General features: G+C 56.9%; 16 protein-coding genes and 1 pseudogene. 13 read left to right on the top strand and 4 right to left on the bottom strand.

Annotation, left to right across the window (positions count from 1 at the left end; all coding sequences use genetic code 11):
• Positions 1-219 precede the first annotated feature (219 nt).
• The 7 genes from BOW53_RS12685 (at position 220) to BOW53_RS03100 (ending at position 9,658) form a co-directional block, all read left to right on the top strand.
• A complete protein-coding gene (locus tag BOW53_RS12685) occupies positions 220-381 on the top strand; it encodes a hypothetical protein (RefSeq protein WP_172838745.1) in 162 nt (53 codons plus the stop codon).
• A complete protein-coding gene (locus BOW53_RS03125) occupies positions 371-3,337 on the top strand; it encodes an ATP-binding protein (RefSeq protein WP_078486059.1) in 2,967 nt (988 codons plus the stop codon). The genes BOW53_RS12685 and BOW53_RS03125 overlap by 11 nt, the downstream gene beginning before the upstream one ends.
• The gene (locus BOW53_RS03120; RefSeq protein ID WP_078486058.1) at positions 3,330-4,679 is read left to right on the top strand and encodes a sigma-54-dependent transcriptional regulator; all 1,350 of its coding nucleotides are present in this window, start codon (positions 3,330-3,332) and stop codon (positions 4,677-4,679) included. Before BOW53_RS03125 ends, BOW53_RS03120 begins: the two co-directional genes overlap by 8 nt.
• 299 nt (positions 4,680-4,978) lie before the next feature.
• Positions 4,979-5,245, top strand: coding sequence for a DUF4212 domain-containing protein (locus BOW53_RS03115; protein ID WP_078486057.1), 267 nt, complete (start codon positions 4,979-4,981; stop codon positions 5,243-5,245).
• A gap of 15 nt (positions 5,246-5,260) precedes the next feature.
• Complete coding sequence (locus tag BOW53_RS03110) at positions 5,261-6,991, top strand: sodium:solute symporter family protein (RefSeq protein WP_078486056.1); 1,731 nt, start codon at positions 5,261-5,263, stop codon at positions 6,989-6,991.
• Between the two features lie 112 nt (positions 6,992-7,103).
• Positions 7,104-8,960, top strand: a complete 1,857-nt coding sequence (locus tag BOW53_RS03105) for a putative nucleotidyltransferase substrate binding domain-containing protein (protein WP_078486055.1) — start codon at positions 7,104-7,106, stop codon at positions 8,958-8,960.
• Positions 8,960-9,658 (top strand): exonuclease domain-containing protein, encoded by a 699-nt coding sequence (locus BOW53_RS03100; protein ID WP_078486054.1) that lies wholly within the window; start codon positions 8,960-8,962, stop codon positions 9,656-9,658. The genes BOW53_RS03105 and BOW53_RS03100 overlap by 1 nt, the downstream gene beginning before the upstream one ends.
• A 179-nt stretch (positions 9,659-9,837) precedes the next feature.
• On the opposite strand, the gene BOW53_RS03095 is transcribed toward BOW53_RS03100, so the two are convergent.
• A complete protein-coding gene (locus BOW53_RS03095) occupies positions 9,838-10,521 on the bottom strand; it encodes a hypothetical protein (RefSeq protein ID WP_135606978.1) in 684 nt (227 codons plus the stop codon).
• The gene (locus tag BOW53_RS12680) at positions 10,521-10,721 is read right to left on the bottom strand and encodes a hypothetical protein (protein WP_172838742.1); all 201 of its coding nucleotides are present in this window, start codon (positions 10,719-10,721) and stop codon (positions 10,521-10,523) included. Before BOW53_RS12680 ends, BOW53_RS03095 begins: the two co-directional genes overlap by 1 nt.
• Before the next feature lie 141 nt (positions 10,722-10,862).
• Between BOW53_RS12680 and BOW53_RS03085 the strand changes: the two genes are divergently transcribed.
• The 3 genes from BOW53_RS03085 to BOW53_RS03075 all read left to right on the top strand — a co-directional run bounded on the left by BOW53_RS03085 (position 10,863) and on the right by BOW53_RS03075 (position 13,667).
• Positions 10,863-12,806 (top strand): sodium:solute symporter family protein, encoded by a 1,944-nt coding sequence (locus BOW53_RS03085; protein ID WP_078486052.1) that lies wholly within the window; start codon positions 10,863-10,865, stop codon positions 12,804-12,806.
• Between the two features lie 187 nt (positions 12,807-12,993).
• A complete protein-coding gene (locus BOW53_RS03080; RefSeq protein ID WP_135606976.1) occupies positions 12,994-13,323 on the top strand; it encodes a tetratricopeptide repeat protein in 330 nt (109 codons plus the stop codon).
• A 38-nt stretch (positions 13,324-13,361) separates the two neighbouring features.
• Complete coding sequence (locus BOW53_RS03075; RefSeq protein WP_078486050.1) at positions 13,362-13,667, top strand: tetratricopeptide repeat protein; 306 nt, start codon at positions 13,362-13,364, stop codon at positions 13,665-13,667.
• Here the strand turns inward: BOW53_RS03075 and BOW53_RS12675 are convergent.
• Positions 13,654-13,818: a hypothetical protein gene (locus tag BOW53_RS12675; protein WP_172838743.1), complete on the bottom strand. Its 165-nt coding sequence runs from the start codon at positions 13,816-13,818 to the stop codon at positions 13,654-13,656. The two genes, BOW53_RS03075 and BOW53_RS12675, sit on opposite strands and share 14 nt — an antisense overlap.
• A 137-nt stretch (positions 13,819-13,955) precedes the next feature.
• On the opposite strand from BOW53_RS12675, the gene BOW53_RS03070 reads away from it, so the two are divergent.
• From BOW53_RS03070 to BOW53_RS03060, 3 genes are all read left to right on the top strand, one after another.
• Entirely contained in the window at positions 13,956-15,722 is a 1,767-nt protein-coding gene (locus BOW53_RS03070) for a putative nucleotidyltransferase substrate binding domain-containing protein (RefSeq protein WP_342748395.1), read from the top strand.
• Between the two features lie 276 nt (positions 15,723-15,998).
• Positions 15,999-17,945, top strand: a complete 1,947-nt coding sequence (gene acs / locus BOW53_RS03065; protein WP_078486048.1) for an acetate--CoA ligase — start codon at positions 15,999-16,001, stop codon at positions 17,943-17,945.
• 471 nt (positions 17,946-18,416) lie between these two features.
• Positions 18,417-19,250: an NYN domain-containing protein gene (locus tag BOW53_RS03060; RefSeq protein ID WP_078486047.1), complete on the top strand. Its 834-nt coding sequence runs from the start codon at positions 18,417-18,419 to the stop codon at positions 19,248-19,250.
• A gap of 308 nt (positions 19,251-19,558) precedes the next feature.
• On the opposite strand, the pseudogene BOW53_RS03055 reads toward BOW53_RS03060, so the two are convergent.
• Positions 19,559-19,897, bottom strand: a pseudogene (locus BOW53_RS03055) (transposase); the annotation flags it as partial.

The raw sequence follows: 19,897 nt of genomic DNA, 5'->3' as shown, positions 1-19,897 counted from the left end.
CAGCCCTTATTGTTCTTCTCCAATGGTAAACAGGCAGTTCACCACGCTTTAGGGAAATATTACGCACTATGACGGATACCGCCAGAACTCTTTTTTAATCTCTGACCGGAAACTGATTTCAATCAGGGCAAGGACAGGCAGTATTGTTACATTTGGTAACAGTTGTTACCCTAGGCCGATGATCAATCGTCCCGATCCCTCACATCAGAGAGAGAGAGCATGCTGTTGCTGGTGCTGCTTGCGCTGTTTCGTTTCGCCTTGCCGCTCACCATCTGGTGGGCATCGAACACCAGCCCATGGTTTCTGCCCTATCTCCTGTGGCTGTTCATCATCCTGATTGGGGCATGGCTCAGCGCCCGACACAGTCATCATGACTTATGAACTGGAGGTCCTGTTCGGGGCCAGCATCTTCTACCTGATCATCCTCTTCTTCGTAGCCTATGTTACGGACAGCGGCATGATATCCGAGCGCTGGACAGCCAACCCCCTGGTCTACGTCCTGTCGCTGGGCGTCTATGCAACATCCTGGAGCTATTACGGCAGCGTCGGTTTTGCCGAGCGTGAGGGTTACCAGTTCCTTACCGTCTACCTGGGTGTCACCATAGCCTTTCTGTTCAGCCCGTTCCTGCTGCGACCGATACTCCGCCTCACCTGGGACTACCAGTTGACCTCGCTGGCAGACCTGCTGGCCTTTCGATTCCGCAGCCAGTTTGCAGGGGTCCTGGTCACAATTTTCATGCTGGTGGGCTCACTCCCTTACATCGCACTGCAGATTCGGGCAGTTACCTCATCAATTCAGGTACTGACCACGGAAACCGCCCCCAGCTCACTGGCCCTGGGGTTCTGTGCACTGCTAACACTCTTCTCCATCCTCTTTGGCGCACGCCACATCTCGCCAAGAGAGAAACACCGGGGACTGGTCGCCGCCATCGCCTTTGAATCCCTGGTCAAGGTGATTGCACTGTTGCTGGTAGGCGGACTTGCCCTGTTCGGCGTCTTCTCCGGACCTGGGGAACTGGCCCTGTGGTTGAACAAAAACCCGGAAGCCACCAGGGCGCTATACGAGCCGGTGCGTGAGGGCCCCTGGGTTACCCTGCTGTTCCTGTCGTTCTGCGCGGCTTTCCTGCTGCCGCGCCAGTTCCACATGACCTTCACCGAGAACAACTCGTTCAAATCCCTGAGCGTGGCCAGCTGGGCCTTCCCCCTTTTGCTGCTGCTTCTCAACCTGGCCATCCCACCCATCCTGTGGGCGGGAAATTACCTGCAGCTGGATATGGACGCAGACTACTACGTGCTGGGAATAACCCTGGCCAGGGGGCCTGACTGGATGCCCATGCTGGCCTTCATCGGCGGCGTATCGGCGGCCAGCGCAATGGTGATCGTCTCAACCCAGGCACTCTCCTCCATGTGCCTGAACCACCTGCTGCTGCCGACAAGTTATCCGGACCCCAAGGTGGATATCTACCGCTGGCTGCTTTGGGGACGACGACTGCTCATCGGTATCATCATTTTTGCCGGTTTCATCTTCTATGAACTCCTGGAACACAACCAGGGACTGGTTCAGCTCGGTCTCATCTCGTTCGTGGCGGTTGCCCAGTTTCTGCCGGGCATCATAGGCGTGCTCTACTGGCGTCGTGCTACGCGCCTGGGATTCATCACCGGTCTTCTTGGCGGTATCACGGCCTGGTCCATCACCCTGCTGATACCCCTGCTGGAAAACTCCGGACTGATCGAAACCGCCTTCGACATCGCAGCCCTGCAGCAGGCATCAGGACTGGATCACTGGCAGTTCTCCACGTTCTGTTCACTCTCTATCAATACGACCCTCTTTATCCTGGTGTCGATCTACACCCGGCAGTCACTTGAAGAGAAAGAGGCAGCCTTGGCCTGCCGCAGCGATGCCACTATGCCGGTGCCTCTGGGCGGTGTTGTTACTGCCGGCTCCCCCGCACAGTTTTCAGAAGGCCTTGCAGGACTCCTGGGTAAAGAGGCCGCCCGGCAAGAGGTGAAACAGGCCCTGCAGGACCTGGACCTGGACCTGGACCTGAATGAGAATGAGACCCGCCCCCGGGAGCTCAAGCGCCTGAGGGAACGAATCGAACGCAACCTCTCCGGCCTGGTTGGCCCTCACATGGCGCACATGATCATCAGCCAGCAGTTGCAGATGGACAGCGAGGCAAAAACCGCCGTTGCCGACTCCATTCGCTACATGGAGGAGAGGCTCGAAGAGTCCCGCAGCCGGCTGCGCGGGGTCAACGCCGACCTGGACACCCTGCGCCGCTATCAACGCCAGATCCTGCTGGATCTGCCACTGGGTGTCTGCGCCGTAGCGCCCGATCATACCGTGGTCATCTGGAACCTGGCCATGGAACTGATGACCGGTGTGCCCAGCAAAGAGGTGATGGGGCGCAAGCTGAACAATCTGCCAGAGCCGTGGAACGAATTGCTGGCCGGATTCGCCCTGGCCATAGACGAGCACATCCATCACATGGAGATTCTGCTGACAGGCCGTACACGCTGGTACAACCTGCACAAGGCCAGCATTCCCGATCCCGACCTGACCCGTCACGGCCCTGGCGAGCGTGCAGGCCTGGTAATGCTCCTGGAAGACCTGACCGACCTGGAAACACTGGAAGCAGAACTGGCCCACAGCGACCGACTCGCTTCGGTAGGACGCCTCGCCGCAGGGGTTGCCCATGAAATCGGCAACCCGGTCACCGGCATTGCATCACTTGCCCAGAACCTCCGGGAGGAGAACGACCCGGCCATCGTCAGCGACAGTATCGAGTCCATTCTTCAGCAGACACGCCGCATCAGCAGCATTGTCCAGTCCCTGATGAGTTTCAGCCGCAGCGGCAGCGTCGGCGGCGACTATGAGACCTTCGTACTCAATGACATCATCGAAGAGGCGATCCAACTGGTTGCGCTGACCCGTTCGGGGAAGCAGGTCTCCTGTGGCAACAGTTGTCCGACAGACATCAAACTGGTGGGTGATCGTCAAAGACTCTCCCAGGTCATGGTCAACCTGCTGACCAACGCCTGCGACGCCTCGGGCATCGGGGACAGGGTGGAGATCTTCGCCTTCGCTGAAGAGGGACAGATACAACTCGAAGTGATGGACCAGGGCGCCGGCATCCCCGAAGAGGCCCTGGAAGAGGTTTTCGAACCCTTCTTCACAACCAAGGCCCCCGGAGAAGGCACCGGTCTCGGACTGCCCATGGTCTACAAGATCATCCAGGAGCATAGCGGCCAGATCGATATAGATTCCGTCCCCGGCATAGGGACACGGGTGGTCATCAAGTTACCCCAACATTCGGATCAGCAGACCAATGAATAAGATCTTGATCATAGAGGATGAAGAAGTCATCCGCACCGCGGTCAAACGCCTTTTGGAACGCAAGGGTTACCAGGTAGCCGAAGCGGGGTCCGTGGAAGAGGCGGAGTCGGCCTATGACCTCGAAAACTTCAGCCTTATTCTCAGCGACGTCAGATTGCCGGGACTGGCTGGTACCGAGATCATTGATAAGGCACCCAGTGTGCCGGTGTTGATCATGACCAGCTACGCCAGCGTACGCTCCGCCGTGGACTCAATGAAAAAGGGCGCGGTGGACTACATTGCAAAACCCTTCGATCACGATGAACTGCTGATGCTGGTCCTGCGGACGCTCAAACAGGGGAAGATGGAACGCCAGAACGAGGCGCTGAAATCGGAACTCGACAAGGAGTACCCCGTCGACGGCATGATCGGAAGCTGCGGAGAAATGCAGGAGGTGTGTCGCCGCATCAAGAAAGTCGCACCTACCGACACAACTGTCCTCATTCTGGGTGAATCCGGTACAGGTAAAGAGCTGGTTGCCCGCGCCCTGCACGAACAGAGCCTGCGCAACGAATCCCCCATCATCACGGTAAACTGCGCCGCCATCCCCGAGACCCTGATCGAATCTGAACTTTTCGGACATGAAAAGGGGGCATTCACCGGCGCCGATACGGCCAGAACCGGCCTCGTGGAAGCCGCCGACGGTGGCACCCTGTTCCTGGACGAGATCGGCGAACTGCCGGTAGCCGCCCAGGCAAGGCTGCTGCGTGTGCTGCAAAATGGCGAGATCCGCCGGGTAGGTTCCGAGCAGTCCCGCAACGTTGACGTCAGGCTGATAGCGGCCACACACCGGGATCTCAAACAGCGTGTCCAGGAGCGCAGTTTCCGCAGCGATCTCTACTTCCGACTCCGGGTCGTGGAGCTCAACCTCCCTCCCCTGCGTGAACGCGGTGACGATATCATCGAGTTGGCCAAGGTGCTTCTGGACAAGGCGCGCACAAAATTCAACCGTCCACCTGTCACCCTGAGCCCTGAAGCCATGGAACTGGTTACCCACTACAACTGGCCGGGCAATGTACGTGAGCTGGAAAACACCATGGAACGGGCCGTGATCCTTTGTGAAAGCAACACCATCACTCCCGACCTGCTGGCCATAGAGACGACAAACGACAACCAGCCCGCGCAAAAAAACGGAGAAATGGGCGAACTCTCCCTGGAGGAATACTTCAGGCAATTCGTCCTCGAAAACCAGGACAAGATGACCGAAACGGAACTTGCCAAACGCCTGGGAATCAGCCGCAAGGCTCTTTGGGAGAGACGCCAGCGCTTTGGCCTGCCCCGCCCCAAGAAAGGTTCCGCCTAAAAGCTGGAAACACCTGCTCATGGGAACAGTTTTCGCTTCCTTGGGTAACATCGCCACGTTACCCAAGGTAACACGATACACCTCGAGCCTGTGAATAACAGGATTCAACCCTTAAAAAATCAACTAGTTACACTTATGGCCTGACCATTGCAGTGCACCATGGGTTGATCTGCCCTACATCTTGTCCCAAGGCAGGAGGCCCCAAACCCAGGTATGCAGTCTTCACCCGGGAGGAACAAGCGGATGCCGATCAACCTGGACGTCCATAAACAAACGAAATAAATCCGGAGGACTGTTTCATGAGCTCACCTCAAGACACGTCGGGCCAGGCCTATTGGAAGGCCAACATCCGACTGGTATCGATTCACCTCGTAGCATGGGCATTCGTGTCCTACTTCTGCGGCATCATACTGCGCCCGGTATTCTCGGGAATTGCGGTCGGCGGCGCCGACCTCGGTTTCTGGTTTGCCCAGCAGGGTGCCATGCTCGTATTCATTGTGCAGATCTTTATCTACGCAGCCCAGATGAACAAGCTCGATCGCGAGTTTGACGTTCACGAAGACTGATAAGGGGAATTCTTCATGGATCTGCAAACATTAACTTATATTGTCGTGGGCTTTACCTTCGCCCTCTACATCGGTATCGCGATCTGGGCCAAGGCCTCCAGCACCGGCGAATTCTACGCCGCGGGCCGCGGTGTACACCCGGTTGCCAACGGTATGGCGACCGCTGCCGACTGGATGTCCGCTGCATCCTTCATCTCCATGGCGGGTCTCATCGCCTTCAAGGGCTACGACGCCTCCATCTTCCTGATGGGCTGGACCGGTGGCTACGTGCTGCTGGCCATGCTGCTGGCACCTTACCTGCGTAAGTTCGGTAAATTTACCGTGCCCGAGTTCATCGGTGACCGCTACTACTCCCAGACTGCCCGTATCGTTGCGGTAATCTGCCTCATCGTAGCCTCCATTACTTATGTAATCGGCCAGATGAAGGGTATCGGCGTGGCCTTCTCCCGCTTCCTTGAGACTGAGTTCGAAACCGGCCTGTTCACCGGCATGGCGATCGTATTCATCTACGCCGTACTCGGCGGCATGAAGGGTATCACCTATACCCAGATCGCCCAGTACTGCGTACTGATCTTCGCCTACACCGTACCGGCCATCTTCATCTCCCTGAACCTGACCGGCAACCCCATTCCGCAACTCGGCCTGTGGGGCAGCCTGGAAGATGGCACACCGCTCCTGCAGAAGCTTGATGCGACACTGGTGGAACTCGGCTTCGCCCAGTACACGGCGCAGAAAGGCGGCACCCTCAACATGGTGCTCTACACCTTCTCGCTGATGATCGGTACCGCGGGCCTGCCCCACGTGATCATCCGCTTCTTCACCGTACCCAAGGTACGTGATGCGCGTGCATCCGCAGGTTGGGCACTGGTGTTCATCGGCATTCTGTACACCACCGCTCCCGCGGTAGGTTCCATGGCCTTCTACAACCTGGCCAAGACCGTACAGCCCGGCCCGGTTGCAGCTGCTGACGGCGCCCTGCAGTACGAAGCCCGTCCCCAGTGGTTCAAGAACTGGGAGACCACCGGTCTGCTCAAGTTCGAAGACATGAACAACGACGGCCGCATCCAGTACCGCAAAGGTGGCGACAACGAGCTGAAGGTCGACCGCGACATCATGGTTCTGGCCAATCCGGAAATTGCCAAGCTGCCCAACTGGGTTATCGCCCTGGTGGCGGCAGGTGGTCTGGCCGCAGCACTGTCCACCGCGGCAGGCCTGTTGCTGGCCATCTCGACGGCAATCTCTCATGACTTGTTGAAGGGCATCTTCATGCCGAGCATTTCGGAGAAGAACGAGCTGTTGGCAGCCCGACTTGCCATGGCAGGCGCGATCATGGTGGCCGGCTATCTCGGCCTGAATCCACCAGGCTTCGCCGCACAGGTGGTGGCACTGGCGTTCGGCCTTGCTGCATCCTCGATCTTCCCGGCGTTGATGATGGGTATCTTCAACAAGAACATCAACAACACCGGTGCCGTGGTCGGCATGCTGGCCGGTCTGGATTCCACCCTGCTCTACATTTTCTGGTTCAAGGGCTGGTTCTTCATTCCGGGTACCGCCATGGCGGCGAACACCACTGCCAACCACTTCCTGGGTATTGCACCCGAGGCGTTCGGTGCTGTGGGCGCGATGATCAACTTCGCATCCGCGATCATCGTATCCAAGATGACTGCACCGCCTCCGGAGCACATCCAGCACCTGGTTGAGGACATCCGCGTACCGAAAGTTTCCGGCTCTGCCACCGACCACTGATCACATCACCTGATGTGAGTTAGAATGGACCCCGCCCAGTGCGGGGTCCTTTATTTCAAGACCTCAAGCTAACGCCGCTACAATGTAAGAAGGCACCTCCCAGGGAGATCGCATGGAGATTGAACTACTTGAGATACGGGACTTTCTGGCGAGCCACCACCCGTTTGATCAACTGAGTGAATCCGCACTGTCCGCGCTACCGGAAAAACTACAGATGCGCTATTACCGGCGTGACAGCGCCATCCCGGACAGCGGCAGCCTCGACAGCTTTCTCTACATCGTACGCACCGGTGCCGTTGAACTTGCCAGCGATGACGAACTGATAGCACGCCTTGGCGAAGGGGATGTGCTGGGCTACCGGACATCGAGCCTGGCCAACATCTCCGAGCTTCACGGCACCGCCATAGAGGACACCCTGATCTACCAGCTTCCTGCTGCCGAGGTGGATAAGCTGTGCAATCAACATACCCAGCTCGCCTATTTCTTCGGCCCCGTCGGTGGCGATCGCCTCAGGGACGCCATCAGCCAGAGCGCCAAGGAGTCCAACAGTCAGCTCAACCTGATGACCACACCGGTCAAGGACCTGCTCAGCCGCCGGCGCCCGATCGGCATGCCGCCTACTACCACTATCCAGGAGACGGCGGCGGCCATGAGCGAAGAGCGGGTCTCATCCATACTGATCACCGAAGGTGACAAATTGCTTGGCATTGTCACTGACCGCGACCTGTGCCGGCGCGTCGTCGCAGAGGGACTCGATTACAACACCCCGGCAGAAGAGATCATGACCCGGGACCCCTCGACGGTTGAGGAGGACGACTACGCCTTCGCCGCCCAGCTCTACATGGCCCGACACAACATTCATCACCTGCCAGTGGTCAAAAACGGCAAGGTCACCAACATGCTGACCGCCACCGACCTGACCAAGCACCAGACCACCTCTGCAGTCTACCTGGTTGGGGATATATACAAGCAGCGTGACATCGAGCGCATGAAAGAGGTCGCCGCCAAGATCCCTGACCTGCTGGTCAATCTCGCGGCAGCCGAAGCCACCGCCGACAGCGCAGGCCATGTCATCACCTCGGTTACCGACGCCATCACCACCCGCCTGTTGCAGCTGGCCGAGGAGAAACTCGGACCGCCACCGGTACCCTATGCCTGGGTGGCCGCCGGCTCCCAGGCACGCAACGAACAGACCGCCCGCTCAGACCAGGACAATTGCCTGGTGATGGATGACGGGTATGACCCCGACCTCCATGGCAACTACTTCAAGGCGCTAGCCCAGTTCGTCTGTGACGGATTGAACGCCTGCGGGTACGTCTACTGTCCTGGCGAAATGATGGCCATCACCGACCAGTGGCGCCAGCCACTGAAAACCTGGAAGCAGTACTTCAACAAGTGGATCGACCAGCCAGAGCCGAAAGCGCTGATGCTGGTCTGCGTGTTCTTAGATATGCGCTGCGTGGGTGGAGAGATGTCACTATTCAGGGAACTGCGCAGCCACATGCTGAACAGGACCCGGGGCAACCGCCTGTTCCTTGCGCACATGGCGGGCAACGCCCTATCCCACCAGCCACCGCTGGGTTTTTTCCGCAACTTCGTACTGATTCGAGGGGGCGATCACGACCAGACTTTCGACATGAAGCATACGGGGATCGTGCCCATCGTCGACCTGACCCGAGTCTACACCCTGGCTGCCGGCAGCGAGGCGGTCAATACCCTGGATCGCCTGGAGGTGGTCGCAGAGGGGGGCGAGGTCTCTGCCGATGGTGCAACCGATCTCAGGGATGCCCTGGAGTTCATCAGCGATCTGCGCATTCAGCACCAGGCCCGATTGATCAAAAAGGGGGAAAGAGCAGACAACTTCATGTCACCTGATGAACTGTCTCACTTCGAACGCAGCCATCTGAAAGACGCCTTCTCGGTTGTTCGCACCATGCAGAATGTCCTGAGCCAGCGGTACCAAAGATAATGTCCTTCTGGAAATACCTGTTCAACCTGGAGGAGCGGCGCAACTGGTACCTGCGCAAGAAGCCTGAAGGCCCGTTGCGGGACTACTACGAGGTTCCCTTCCCGCCGATGGATGCAGACTGGAAACAGGTGGACTATCTTGCCCTGGACTTCGAAACAACCGGCCTGGACCAGAAACGGGACGAGATTCTCAGCGTCGGCTACACCACCATACGGGGCCAGAGCATCTACCTGGGTGATGCCACCCACCTGCTGACCAAGCCGACCGGGGCAATACCCGAGTCATCGGCAGTGGTGCATGGCATTTTGGACGACCAGGCCTCGGAAGCCATGGGCATTAAGGAGGCCCTGCCCATCCTGCTCGATGCGCTGGCCGGCAAAGCGATGCTGGCCCATCACGCCGCTATCGAGTACAACTTTCTCAGCAACGCCTGCAAGCGTATTTACGGCTACCCCTTTATCAGCCCGGTAGTGGATACACTGGCCCTTGAGGTTCGGCAGTTCAGAAGCCGGAACGAGTCGATTAAACGGGGGGATCTGCGTCTTGCCAACGCCAGGGACCGTTACGGCTTGCCCCGCTACCCGGCCCACAATGCCCTTACCGATGCCGTTGCCGCCGGAGAGCTCTTCCTGGCCCAGGCAGTCTACCACCAGGGCAAGCGCTCCCCGACCCTGAAGGACCTGACGGTCATCAGCTGAAAAGAAGCGTATCTCATCATCATTTTGTAGTGCTGTACATTGATGTAACCCTGTAGGAGCGAACTTGTTCGTGATGAGCGCTCGATAATATCCAAATGCTGTTCGCGAACAAGTTCGCTCCTACAATAACCATCAGTTCTCAGCCTGATCACCAAACACAATGACCTGAAGCGACTGAACTAGCGCTTCTTGTCCTTCTGCTTGCTATCGTCCATACCGAGCGCCACGCCAAGGACATTGTCCACCAACCGGTATCCCACCTTGCGCGCCATCAGCAGCAGGAAGAGAAACTGCGCCCCGAAGAGGAACAGGTAGGCACTGACGATCTGGAAAGGCACTCTAAAGTTCACCACCCAGCCAACCAGGAACACCCCCAGAAAAACCAGGGCCAACAGGTAGAGATCCCGCAATATGTGCCAGTGAATGCGTGTATTCATGACCACCGGCATGTCGGCATGCTGTTTATGCAAAGCGTTCCAGGTCTCGATCTGCACCTGGGGGTTGAACCCTGAATCCTTGACCTTGGGAAACGCCTGCACCAGGGCACTGGTTTCAAACGGCTGCCTGCGGTTGGTCAGAAATGCATTGAACGCCGGATGAGGGTAATTCATGCGCATGTAGAGGATGCGGTTTTTCCATTCCGTACCCAGCCGCCAGACCAATGCCACCACCACAACCATCACCATCAGGGTAATCGTCACCACGTAGCCGATCTGGGGACTGAGCTTGTTCCAGTTGACCAGGCTGATGAAAAACGGCTCCAGCCCATAGGGAAAGTGGAGCAGGAAAAGGTGCAGCATCATACCGTTGATCAAAATGAACAGGGCAACCAGTCCCTCGTGAAGCAGTTTTACAAATTTCATCAACACCATCCCCGGCCAGCCGCAAAAGCCGCAAAAGCCGCAAAAGCCGCAAAAGCCGCAAAAGCCGCAAAAGCCGCAAAAGCCGCAAAAGCCGTTATTTCACGTGATTTACCCGCAATACGCAACCACCACCCACCATCAAGAGAAGCGTTACCTTTATACACACTTCCCGGCATCAGGTAACAGTAAAAAAGTAACACATAGCACTCTATTGGCAGCTAATCCATTGAACGCTGAAGAGTGCCGAATCGGCATACTTTTCGCATCACAACCGGATTACGGTTTTAGTTTTTCCACCAGTGAAAATCTGAAAAACAGTCACGAACATGAGGATGCGATAAATGGAAGTCGACGCCAAGATTATCTGGTTGTTTGTCTTCGTAGCACTCTACTGGGCCTACTGCTTCTGGGGCATCAAGGGTGCCCTGACTGCCAGGACCGCCAGCGACTATTTCGTGGCCGGACGCCAGATCTCTCTCTGGGTCTTCATCCTGGCCGCCACGGCCACATCGTTCTCAGGCTGGACCTTCATGGGACACCCGGAGCTGATCTACCGGGACGGATTCCAGTACGCCTACGCCTCTTTCTATGCCATCGCCATACCTTTTACCGGGGTCATGTTTCTCAAGCGCCAGTGGATGCTGGGGAAGCGTTTCGGGTTTATCACCCCTGGCGAGATGATGGCCTACTATTTCAAATCCGATACCGTCCGTCTTTTGGTGGTACTGGTGGCACTAGTCTTCTCCATACCCTACCTGGGCATCCAGCTGCGTGCGTCGGGATTCCTGTTCAATGTGCTGACGGATGGGCTGCTGGAGGTCGAGGCCGGCATGTGGCTACTCTCCGTCGTGGTCATCATCTACGTCGCCTCTGGAGGATTGCGGGCCGTGGCCTATGTTGACTCTGCCCAGGCCATTCTTCTCTCTGGCGGAATCATGATCATCGGCATCATTGCCATTAACGCGATAGAAGGTTTCGGCCAGTTCACCCAGGGACTGGCCGCGCTCACCGCCATCGACCTCGAAACAGGCAAGGCTGCTTTCGGAGAAACAACACCTGACGGCTACAGCGCCTATGTCGCCATTCCGGGCATGATCCAGTATGGCGCAGGGCTCGGCACCGACTCGGCGCCTGTAGGTGGCGCCTGGACAGGGATCATGATTCTCACGTACATGTTTGCTCTCATGGGCATTCAGTCCGCCCCTGCCTTCTCGATGTGGGCCTTTGGCAACAAGAGCCCTGAGCCCTTCGCACCTCAGCAGGTTTGGGCCTCATCGGCAGGCATCGGCTTTATCCTGATGGTCTTTGCCGCACTGCAGGGCATAGGGGCGCATTTCCTGGGTGCCGACAGCGCCTTCATGGCGGCCCATCCGGAGCTGGTCAACCCGGTGATGGTGGAAGTCCTGCAGAAGATCGGCGCTGACGACCTGCTCCACAGCCCAAGCAATCCGGACATGCTGGTTCCGCAACTCGTCTACCTGATGTCCGACCTCGCGCCCTGGCTGGTGGGCATTCTCGCGGTCTGTGCACTGGCCGCCATGCAGTCCACCGGCGCAGCCTACATGTCCACCGCCGGCGGCATGCTGACACGTGACCTGATAAAGCGCTTCATCATTCCCAATGCCTCCCATATCCAGCAGAAGTTCTTCGGGCGCCTTGGCGTGGTCGCAATTGTCCTGACGGCCCTGGTCTTCGCCACGGCGTCGAATGACGCTCTTGTACTCCTGGGCGGACTGGCCGTGGCCTACGGTTTCCAGATGTGGCCCGCACTGATCGCCGGGCTCATCGCGGTAACCCTCACCGAGAATATTGGCGCCCAGTACATGCCATGGGGTCGTTGGCCCATGACTATCCACTCGGCTGGCTGGGGAATATTTCTCAACCTGGGCCTGGCCATTCTGGTCTCTGCAGTCACACAGAACGCAGATGAGCACAGGCACCGCATGACGTTCCACAACTTCCTGCGCCAGCACGCCGGGCTCTCAGCGTCGAAAAAAGGACTCGTGCCCATTGCCTGGATCATCACCATCACCTGGTTCTTCTTCGGTATAGGCCCAGGAGCGGTCATCGGGAACTGGATATTCGGAGACCCTGCGGACGCGGCCACCTGGCTGTTCGGCATTCCCTCCATCTGGGCATGGCAACTGCTCTGGTGGGTGCTGGGTATATTCATGATGTGGTTCCTGGCCTACAAGATGGAACTTTCAACTGTGCCTGAAGAGGAGATTCATGCACTGCATGAAGATATAGACGACATCCAGATGGATATCGACCGGCCCAGTTGACCCGGACCAGTGACATGATGCGGAAATCACTTAACGTAGATTTCAGTTTGTCTGTGGCTTTGGGGGAGGCCTCCCTCCCCCCATTTTTTTAACCGCAGACGACAGGCAAGTGCTGAAGATGAAGATAGTTTTGCACCGACAACTATTAGGGCATTAAGGGATGACTGAACGCCGCTATAGAAAATTTGTGCAACTGGCAGCTCTGATGACTGTCTGCTGGATTGCATGGAGCCTGTATGAACTGAACTGGAGCAGCACCACAACAGAAACCAGGGCACTCTCTGCTGGCGCCCGTTACCTGGAGGATGGTCAACTACAAGACGCCCTGAGCAGTTTTGAAGCTGCCATGAGCACATCCCCAAATCATAGTGGTGCGCTCCTGGGCAAGGCCCAGTCCCTGATGCAACTGGGAACCGAAGCCATACATGCAAACCGGAAACCGGTACCCGGCAGAGAGGATGCATTAGCGCATTATCGCATTATCGCAATGCACTCACAGCCCTGGACAGAGCCATAGCACTTGAACAGGACAAACCGCTGGATTCATCAAACCCTGTGCTGATTGGCGTGGCCTTTGCCAACAGGGGCATCCTGAAAGATCGCATGGGCAAACATGAAGCGGCATTGGACGATTACCTGCATGCCCTTGAAATCGCACCCGAAACCGGCGAAGGACCAGGTTTTCTGACTCGCTTTCTCAGGAATCAGCCCCGGAAACCGGCAACCATTGCCGATCGTGCCGAATACCTGAAACAGCAATTGGCGCTACCCGAACATGAACGTCTACTGCACATACCCGAGGCAGACCGGAAGCAACGGGCGTACACGCTTTTAGGGGCTGTTAACACTAAAACAGACTGAGGATATCGACGAGCAGAACCCGAAAGAAAAAGAGCAATGCAATGGCGCCGAACAGCATATGACCTATATCGTTCTCCCCATCTTCATTGCGATGAGTCAGGGCATGGTAGGCGATGGCTCCTGTAACCAGGAGAAAGATCCAATCGAACACTGAAGCTCCTTTAGATACCAGATGAGTGCAATGATACAGACCGCAGAAAAATTAAGCATTGAGCAGGGCCTGTCCGGGACCCGCTCATTCAGGGATGTTTTAATTGAAACACTCTCGATGCTTGTTTCTGCGTCCGAATACCAGCTATTCGCACCTGGCAGCGCCCTGTTTCAGCCGGGAGACCCTATCAAAAGGCTGTCTATATCATGCTCGAAGGCAGCATCATGCTGCACCGACCGAGCGGCAGACAGGACGCTGTGCAGCCAGGTGACTTCATCGGCCTTGCCAACTACCTGGATGGAAACGATCACACGACCAAGGCTGAAGTAACCAGCCAGTCCAAGGTCCTTTCTGTACCTGAAGCCGTACTTCAACGCTTGGAAAAGGAGCGCCCGGACCTGTTCAACGCCCTGAACCGTGTCATCGCAGCCAAGCTGCGTGAGCGCAGCCCCGACAGAAGTATCTCCACCGGCGTGTTGGCCCAACCCGTCACCCGGATCATGAAATCACCGGTCTCCTCTTGCGAAGGAAACACCACCATTGCAGAAGCGCTGACACTGATGCAGGAGCGAAAGATCGGTAGCCTCGCCGTTACCAACCACACGGGAAAACTGCAGGGCCTGCTCACTTTTTCAGGCCTTGCCGAAGCTGCCATTTCCAATGGCGCAAAGCCCACGGACAGCGTCCTCGATGTCGCCTGTGAAACACCCCATATCGTCGACTCCGGCACACCACTCTGGGAAGCACAGGAACTGCTGAAGCGGCAACATTCCAAGTATCTGCTGGTTGTGGATGACAGCGCACCAACCGGCATGGTCTCCGAAAGCGATATCCTTCGGGTGCTGATTTCCCGCCCCAGCATACTGGCCAACCGTATCAGGGAAGCCGACAGTATGAAGGAGCTGATCAGCCTGTCTGCAAGGATCATCGAGGCTGCTGTCGACGCACAGAGAAGCAACCACCTGCCAAGCGATGCCGTGCGCCTGCTGAGCGAGACCCACCTGATTATCCAGCGCAGGGCAATAGAACTGACACTGCGCTGGATGAAGCGTAAAAACCACGGTGCGCCTCCAGCCAGCTTTGCAATATTCATCATGGGTTCAGGGGGTCGCAAGGAGATGCTGCTGAACCCCGACCAGGACAACGCCCTGATCATCCAGGATGTTCCCAAGTCAGAAAGAGAAAATGTGCGGGAGTGGTTCAATCGATTCACCAAGCGCATGAACAGAAACCTGGCGCGGGTCGGTTACTCACTCTGCCCCGGGGAGATCATGGCCTGCAATCCCCAGTTCAGCAGGAGCCTCAAGGAGTGGAAAGCAGAAATCACAAAGATCACGGATCTACCCACCGCCAAGTCTGCCCGCTGGTCCAACGTGGTTTTGGATTTCGACACCCTCTATGGGGATAACACGTTGACATCCGAACTGCGCCGTCACCTGCTGAGCGAAGTAGGAAAAGGCCACCAGTTATTCAAACTCATGGCAGAGGATGATGCGGAGGGCAAACCTGCCATCGGCCTGTTCAATCAACTGGTGACCACCAGCGACGGCCAGTGGATCGACATAAAGCGAAACGGCCTTCGCATCATCACTGATGCCACCCGGATCTACGCACTGGATACCGGCATCACCATGCAGAACACTTCCGACCGACTGGAAGCACTGCTCAGGGCGGAAAAACTCTCCAAGGACTTCAAGGATGCCATCCAGGAGGCCTACGAGGAGCTGTTGGACCTGCTGTTGACTCACCAGATCGAGCAGCACCGGCAGTCGAAGAAACTGGACAAACTGATCGACCCCACAACGCTCTCGCGCCAAAGCCGCAGCACATTACGTATGGCTATGCGCGCCATCAAACGGTTCCAGCAGCAGTTGCAGGGCGATTATGATGTCGATGCTTATTAGGGGCTTTTGACATGATGCTGATAGTCATTGACAGGACATTTTCATGGGGCACAATGAGAAATTACGTGCTCATCCATCCACTGGCAAAGAGGATCTGGTGGGTGCCCAACGTCAATCCGACATGATGTTCTGATTGACATGTAAAACGCACTGTTCAAACCGACAATAATGAAAACAGATCCCACCCGGGTACAACCCGGCGTTAACTGGAAACAACATTTGTAAAGCATAGGTAGCGGCCAAGCCGCACCAACCACGCAACAAGGAGACAATGAAATGTCTGAAGATAAGGTCTTCCCGGTCCCTGCTGACTTCGCAGCCCAGGCCAATGTCAACGAAGCCCAGTACCAGGAGATGTACCAGCGCTCCGTAGATGACCCTGAAGGGTTCTGGGCCGAGCAGGCAGAGAACTATCTTTCCTGGTACCAGCCTTGGGACAAGGTGCTGGACTGGAGTTACGACGAGAACGACCTGCACATCGAATGGTTCAAGGGTGGCAAGCTCAACGTCTCCTACAACTGCCTGGACCGCCACCTGGATACCCGCGGCGACCAGACCGCCATCATCTGGGAGAGCGATGATCCCGGCCTCGACAAGAAAGTCACCTACCGGGAACTGCACACCGACGTCAACAAGTTCGCCAATGTACTGAAGAGTCGTGGCGTGCAGAAAGGCGACCGCGTCTCCATCTACATGCCGATGATCCCCGAAGCGGTAGTGGCCATGCTGGCCTGTACCCGCATCGGCGCCGTCCACTCCATCGTCTTCAGCGCCTTCTCTCCGGATGCCCTGCGTGATCGTATCCAGGATTCAGACTGCCAGTGTGTCATCACTGCCGACCAGTCAATCCGTACCGGCAAGGCCCTCCCTCTCAAGCACAACGCCGACCAGGCGCTGGCACAATGCCCCAACGTCCACACCTCTATCGTGGTGAAACGCGGCGGAGAGCCCGTGGAATGGACTGAGGGTCGCGATGTCTGGTACCACGAAGCGCTGGAAGGGGCAGACCCTGTTTGCGAACCGGAACAAATGGACGCGGAAGATCCCCTGTTCATCCTCTACACCTCCGGCTCCACCGGCAAGCCCAAGGGCGTTCTGCACACTACCGGTGGCTACCTGCTGCAGGCGGCCATGACCCACAAGACCGTATTCGACTACAAGGACGGCGAGGCCTACTGGTGTACCGCCGATATCGGCTGGGTCACGGGCCACAGCTACATCGTCTACGGCCCCCTCACCAACGGTGCAATCAGCCTGATGTTCGAGGGCGTGCCCACCTACCCCGATGCCGGCCGCTTCTGGCAGGTATGCGACAAGCACAATGTCTCCACCTTCTACACTGCACCTACGGCAATCCGTGCCCTGATGGCTATTGGTGAAGAGCCGGTGAAGGCCACCAATCGCTCCAGCCTGCGCCTGCTCGGCACCGTGGGTGAGCCCATCAACCCGGAGGCCTGGGAGTGGTACAACCGCGTTGTCGGTGACAACCGCTGCCCCATCGTCGATACCTGGTGGCAGACCGAGACCGGCGCTCACATGCTGACCCCGCTGCCCGGCGCAACCAAGTTGAAACCCGGCTCTGCAACCACCCCCTTCTTCGGCGTACAGCCGGTACTGCTCGATGACCAGGGCAACGAGATCGAGGGCAACCCCGCCTCCGGTAACCTGGCCATCAGGCATCCCTGGCCATCCCAAATGCGCAGCGTCTACGGTGACCACCGCCGTTTCTTCGAAACCTACTTCCAGATGTATCCCGGCTACTATTTCACCGGCGACGGCGCACGCCGTGACGAGGACGGTTTCTACTGGATCACCGGTCGCGTCGATGACGTACTCAACGTCTCCGGCCACCGCTTGGGAACCGCCGAGATCGAATCGGCCCTTGTGCTGCACGACAAGGTGGCCGAGGCAGCGGTTGTGGGCTATCCACACGAAATCAACGGCCAGGGTATCTACGCCTATGTCACCCTGATGGCGGGCGAAGAGTACGTTGATGAGCTCAAGAATGAGCTGATACAACTGGTGCGCAAGGAGATCGGCCCCATCGCCAAGATCAACATCATCCAGTGGGCTCCCGGCCTGCCAAAGACCCGTTCGGGCAAGATCATGCGCCGCATTCTTCGCAAGATCGCCGCCAACGAGATCGACGCCCTGGGTGATACCTCGACCCTGGCAGATCCCAGCGTTGTGGATGACCTGATCGAAAATCGCGCCAACAAGTAGGGCGCTCCCAAAGCAACGGATCTATTCCGGTGCCCCAATAAGAAAAGCGGACCCTTCCGGGTCCGCTTTTTTTGTACTGCTTTCTTTCATGCTCAAGGGCTAACCTCGATCATACAAAAGTCAAACTAATCCCCGGCTGCACCCTCAGCGAGACAATGCTCAATACGCCTGATCACAGGAACATGAAGCGACAAGGTAAAGGGCAGATTGTTACACCTGTCAATTGAGTGTCCACTCGCAGATAACGGCACCGAAAACCCCTCTCTCATACACTCAGCCCTTAAGCATCAAGATAGATCAGCCCCATGAAAATCATGTACCATTGAGCGTATGGTGCGAAAACAAACACACACCAACAGTTGTCATCCCACCAATTAAATTTACAACCGACAGCGCGCGCATTTATTAATTTGAAGCTGTCACAGCCCACACATTGCCAAGCAATCCCTACCAAGAAGAGGATTAGTCAAATTGAGTGAATTGAAAGTTGGCGTATTCGTCGACGCCGAAAATATCAAGTTCAACGGCGGTTACCAGTTACGTTATGACATTTTGCGGCGTTTTGCCGCACGGGACGGAGGCACCCTGCTGCGTCTCAATACCTACCTCGCCTTCGACCAGGAGCGCGCCCGGGAAGATTCCGAGTACGCTAAGAAATCCCACATCTACCAGCAGATGGTGCGTGACTATGGCTGGAAGATCACGGTCAAGACTGTCCGGCGCTTCACTGACGATGAGGGAAATGTCACCACCAAGGCCAATGCGGATCTTGATCTTGCAGTGGATGCCATGCTGCAGGCAGAAAACCTGGATCTCATCCTGCTGGTTACAGGAGACGGAGACTTTCTGCAAGTGGTAACCGCCCTGCAGAACCGGGGGTGCCGCGTGGAACTGCTCGGATTCAAAAATGTCTCGAAGCAACTGCAGCGCCAGGTGGATGCCTTCTACCGGGGATATCTCATCCCTGATCTCCTGCCCTTCTCCTATGAGCTAAGAAACGAGTGGGGAGAGCCGGGTTCATGCGTCAGGGGCGTATGCACCAAGTGGTTTGCCGACAAGGGGTACGGCTTCCTGCGATTTATTAAAGAGGTCTCCCCAAACCTCTGGGTTACGGATCCCAGGGATTCCGAATCGCCCTACGAAAGCGTTTTCTGTCATGCAAATGAACTGGCGGAAAGCGTAACACCGGAAGACCTGATGAACCGGGACACCGTTATCGAGTTCTACCTGGAAGAGAGCGAGGTGAACGAAGGCCTCATCGCCACCAATGTCAGGCTTGTCTACTCGCCCAATCGCAGTTCATGAATTTTTACAAGCGAGTCTTCGACCTCGTGAAAGATTTTGGGACATCTAAGTCCCCAAAATCGACTCGGCCTTCGACAACCTGTTAGTGCCCCGGACGTCCTGGTCACCGACCGCTACGCGATAACATCGCAAGCTCCTTACCGCTCCACAGTCGCCTCCCAATGACTACACGCCGTGTTCGGATGCCTACTTTGCTTCCCCTCTAGCAATCGGTGACCAGAAGAGGGTATTTTCTGATATCCAGGCATACCTCCCCCTTTCCCCCGTTGTTTATCGACGTGCCGGGGCAACACTCGTAAGCAACTTCCCGGAACCAGGCGTTCGGCGACCTTGCGGAACAAGGCCTGGTAGGGAAAGGAGCTGGAGAGCAGGAAGCGGATGCGCCGAGTATTGCGTAATATCACTGCACCGATCTTGGGCAACCTAAGCCGTAGTGTGCTCACCTGGGCATTGGCCAGTTCCGTATCGTGTAAAGCCAGACGCCGGATCGCTTCCATCAAGACATAGGCCAGGCTCGATAGCAGCAGGCGGAACTGGTTGGCCCACCAGTGGTGTGCGCTGGTGCGCTCGGCAAACAGTCCCAACTGTTGTTCTTTGATCCGGTTCTCCATGTCGCCACGGGCACAATAGACCTGATCATAAAGTGC

Source organism: Solemya velesiana gill symbiont, from assembly GCF_002020805.1.
GTDB lineage: Bacteria > Pseudomonadota > Gammaproteobacteria > Chromatiales > Chromatiaceae > Sedimenticola_A.
This window is presented reverse-complemented; position numbering and strand designations above follow the sequence as displayed.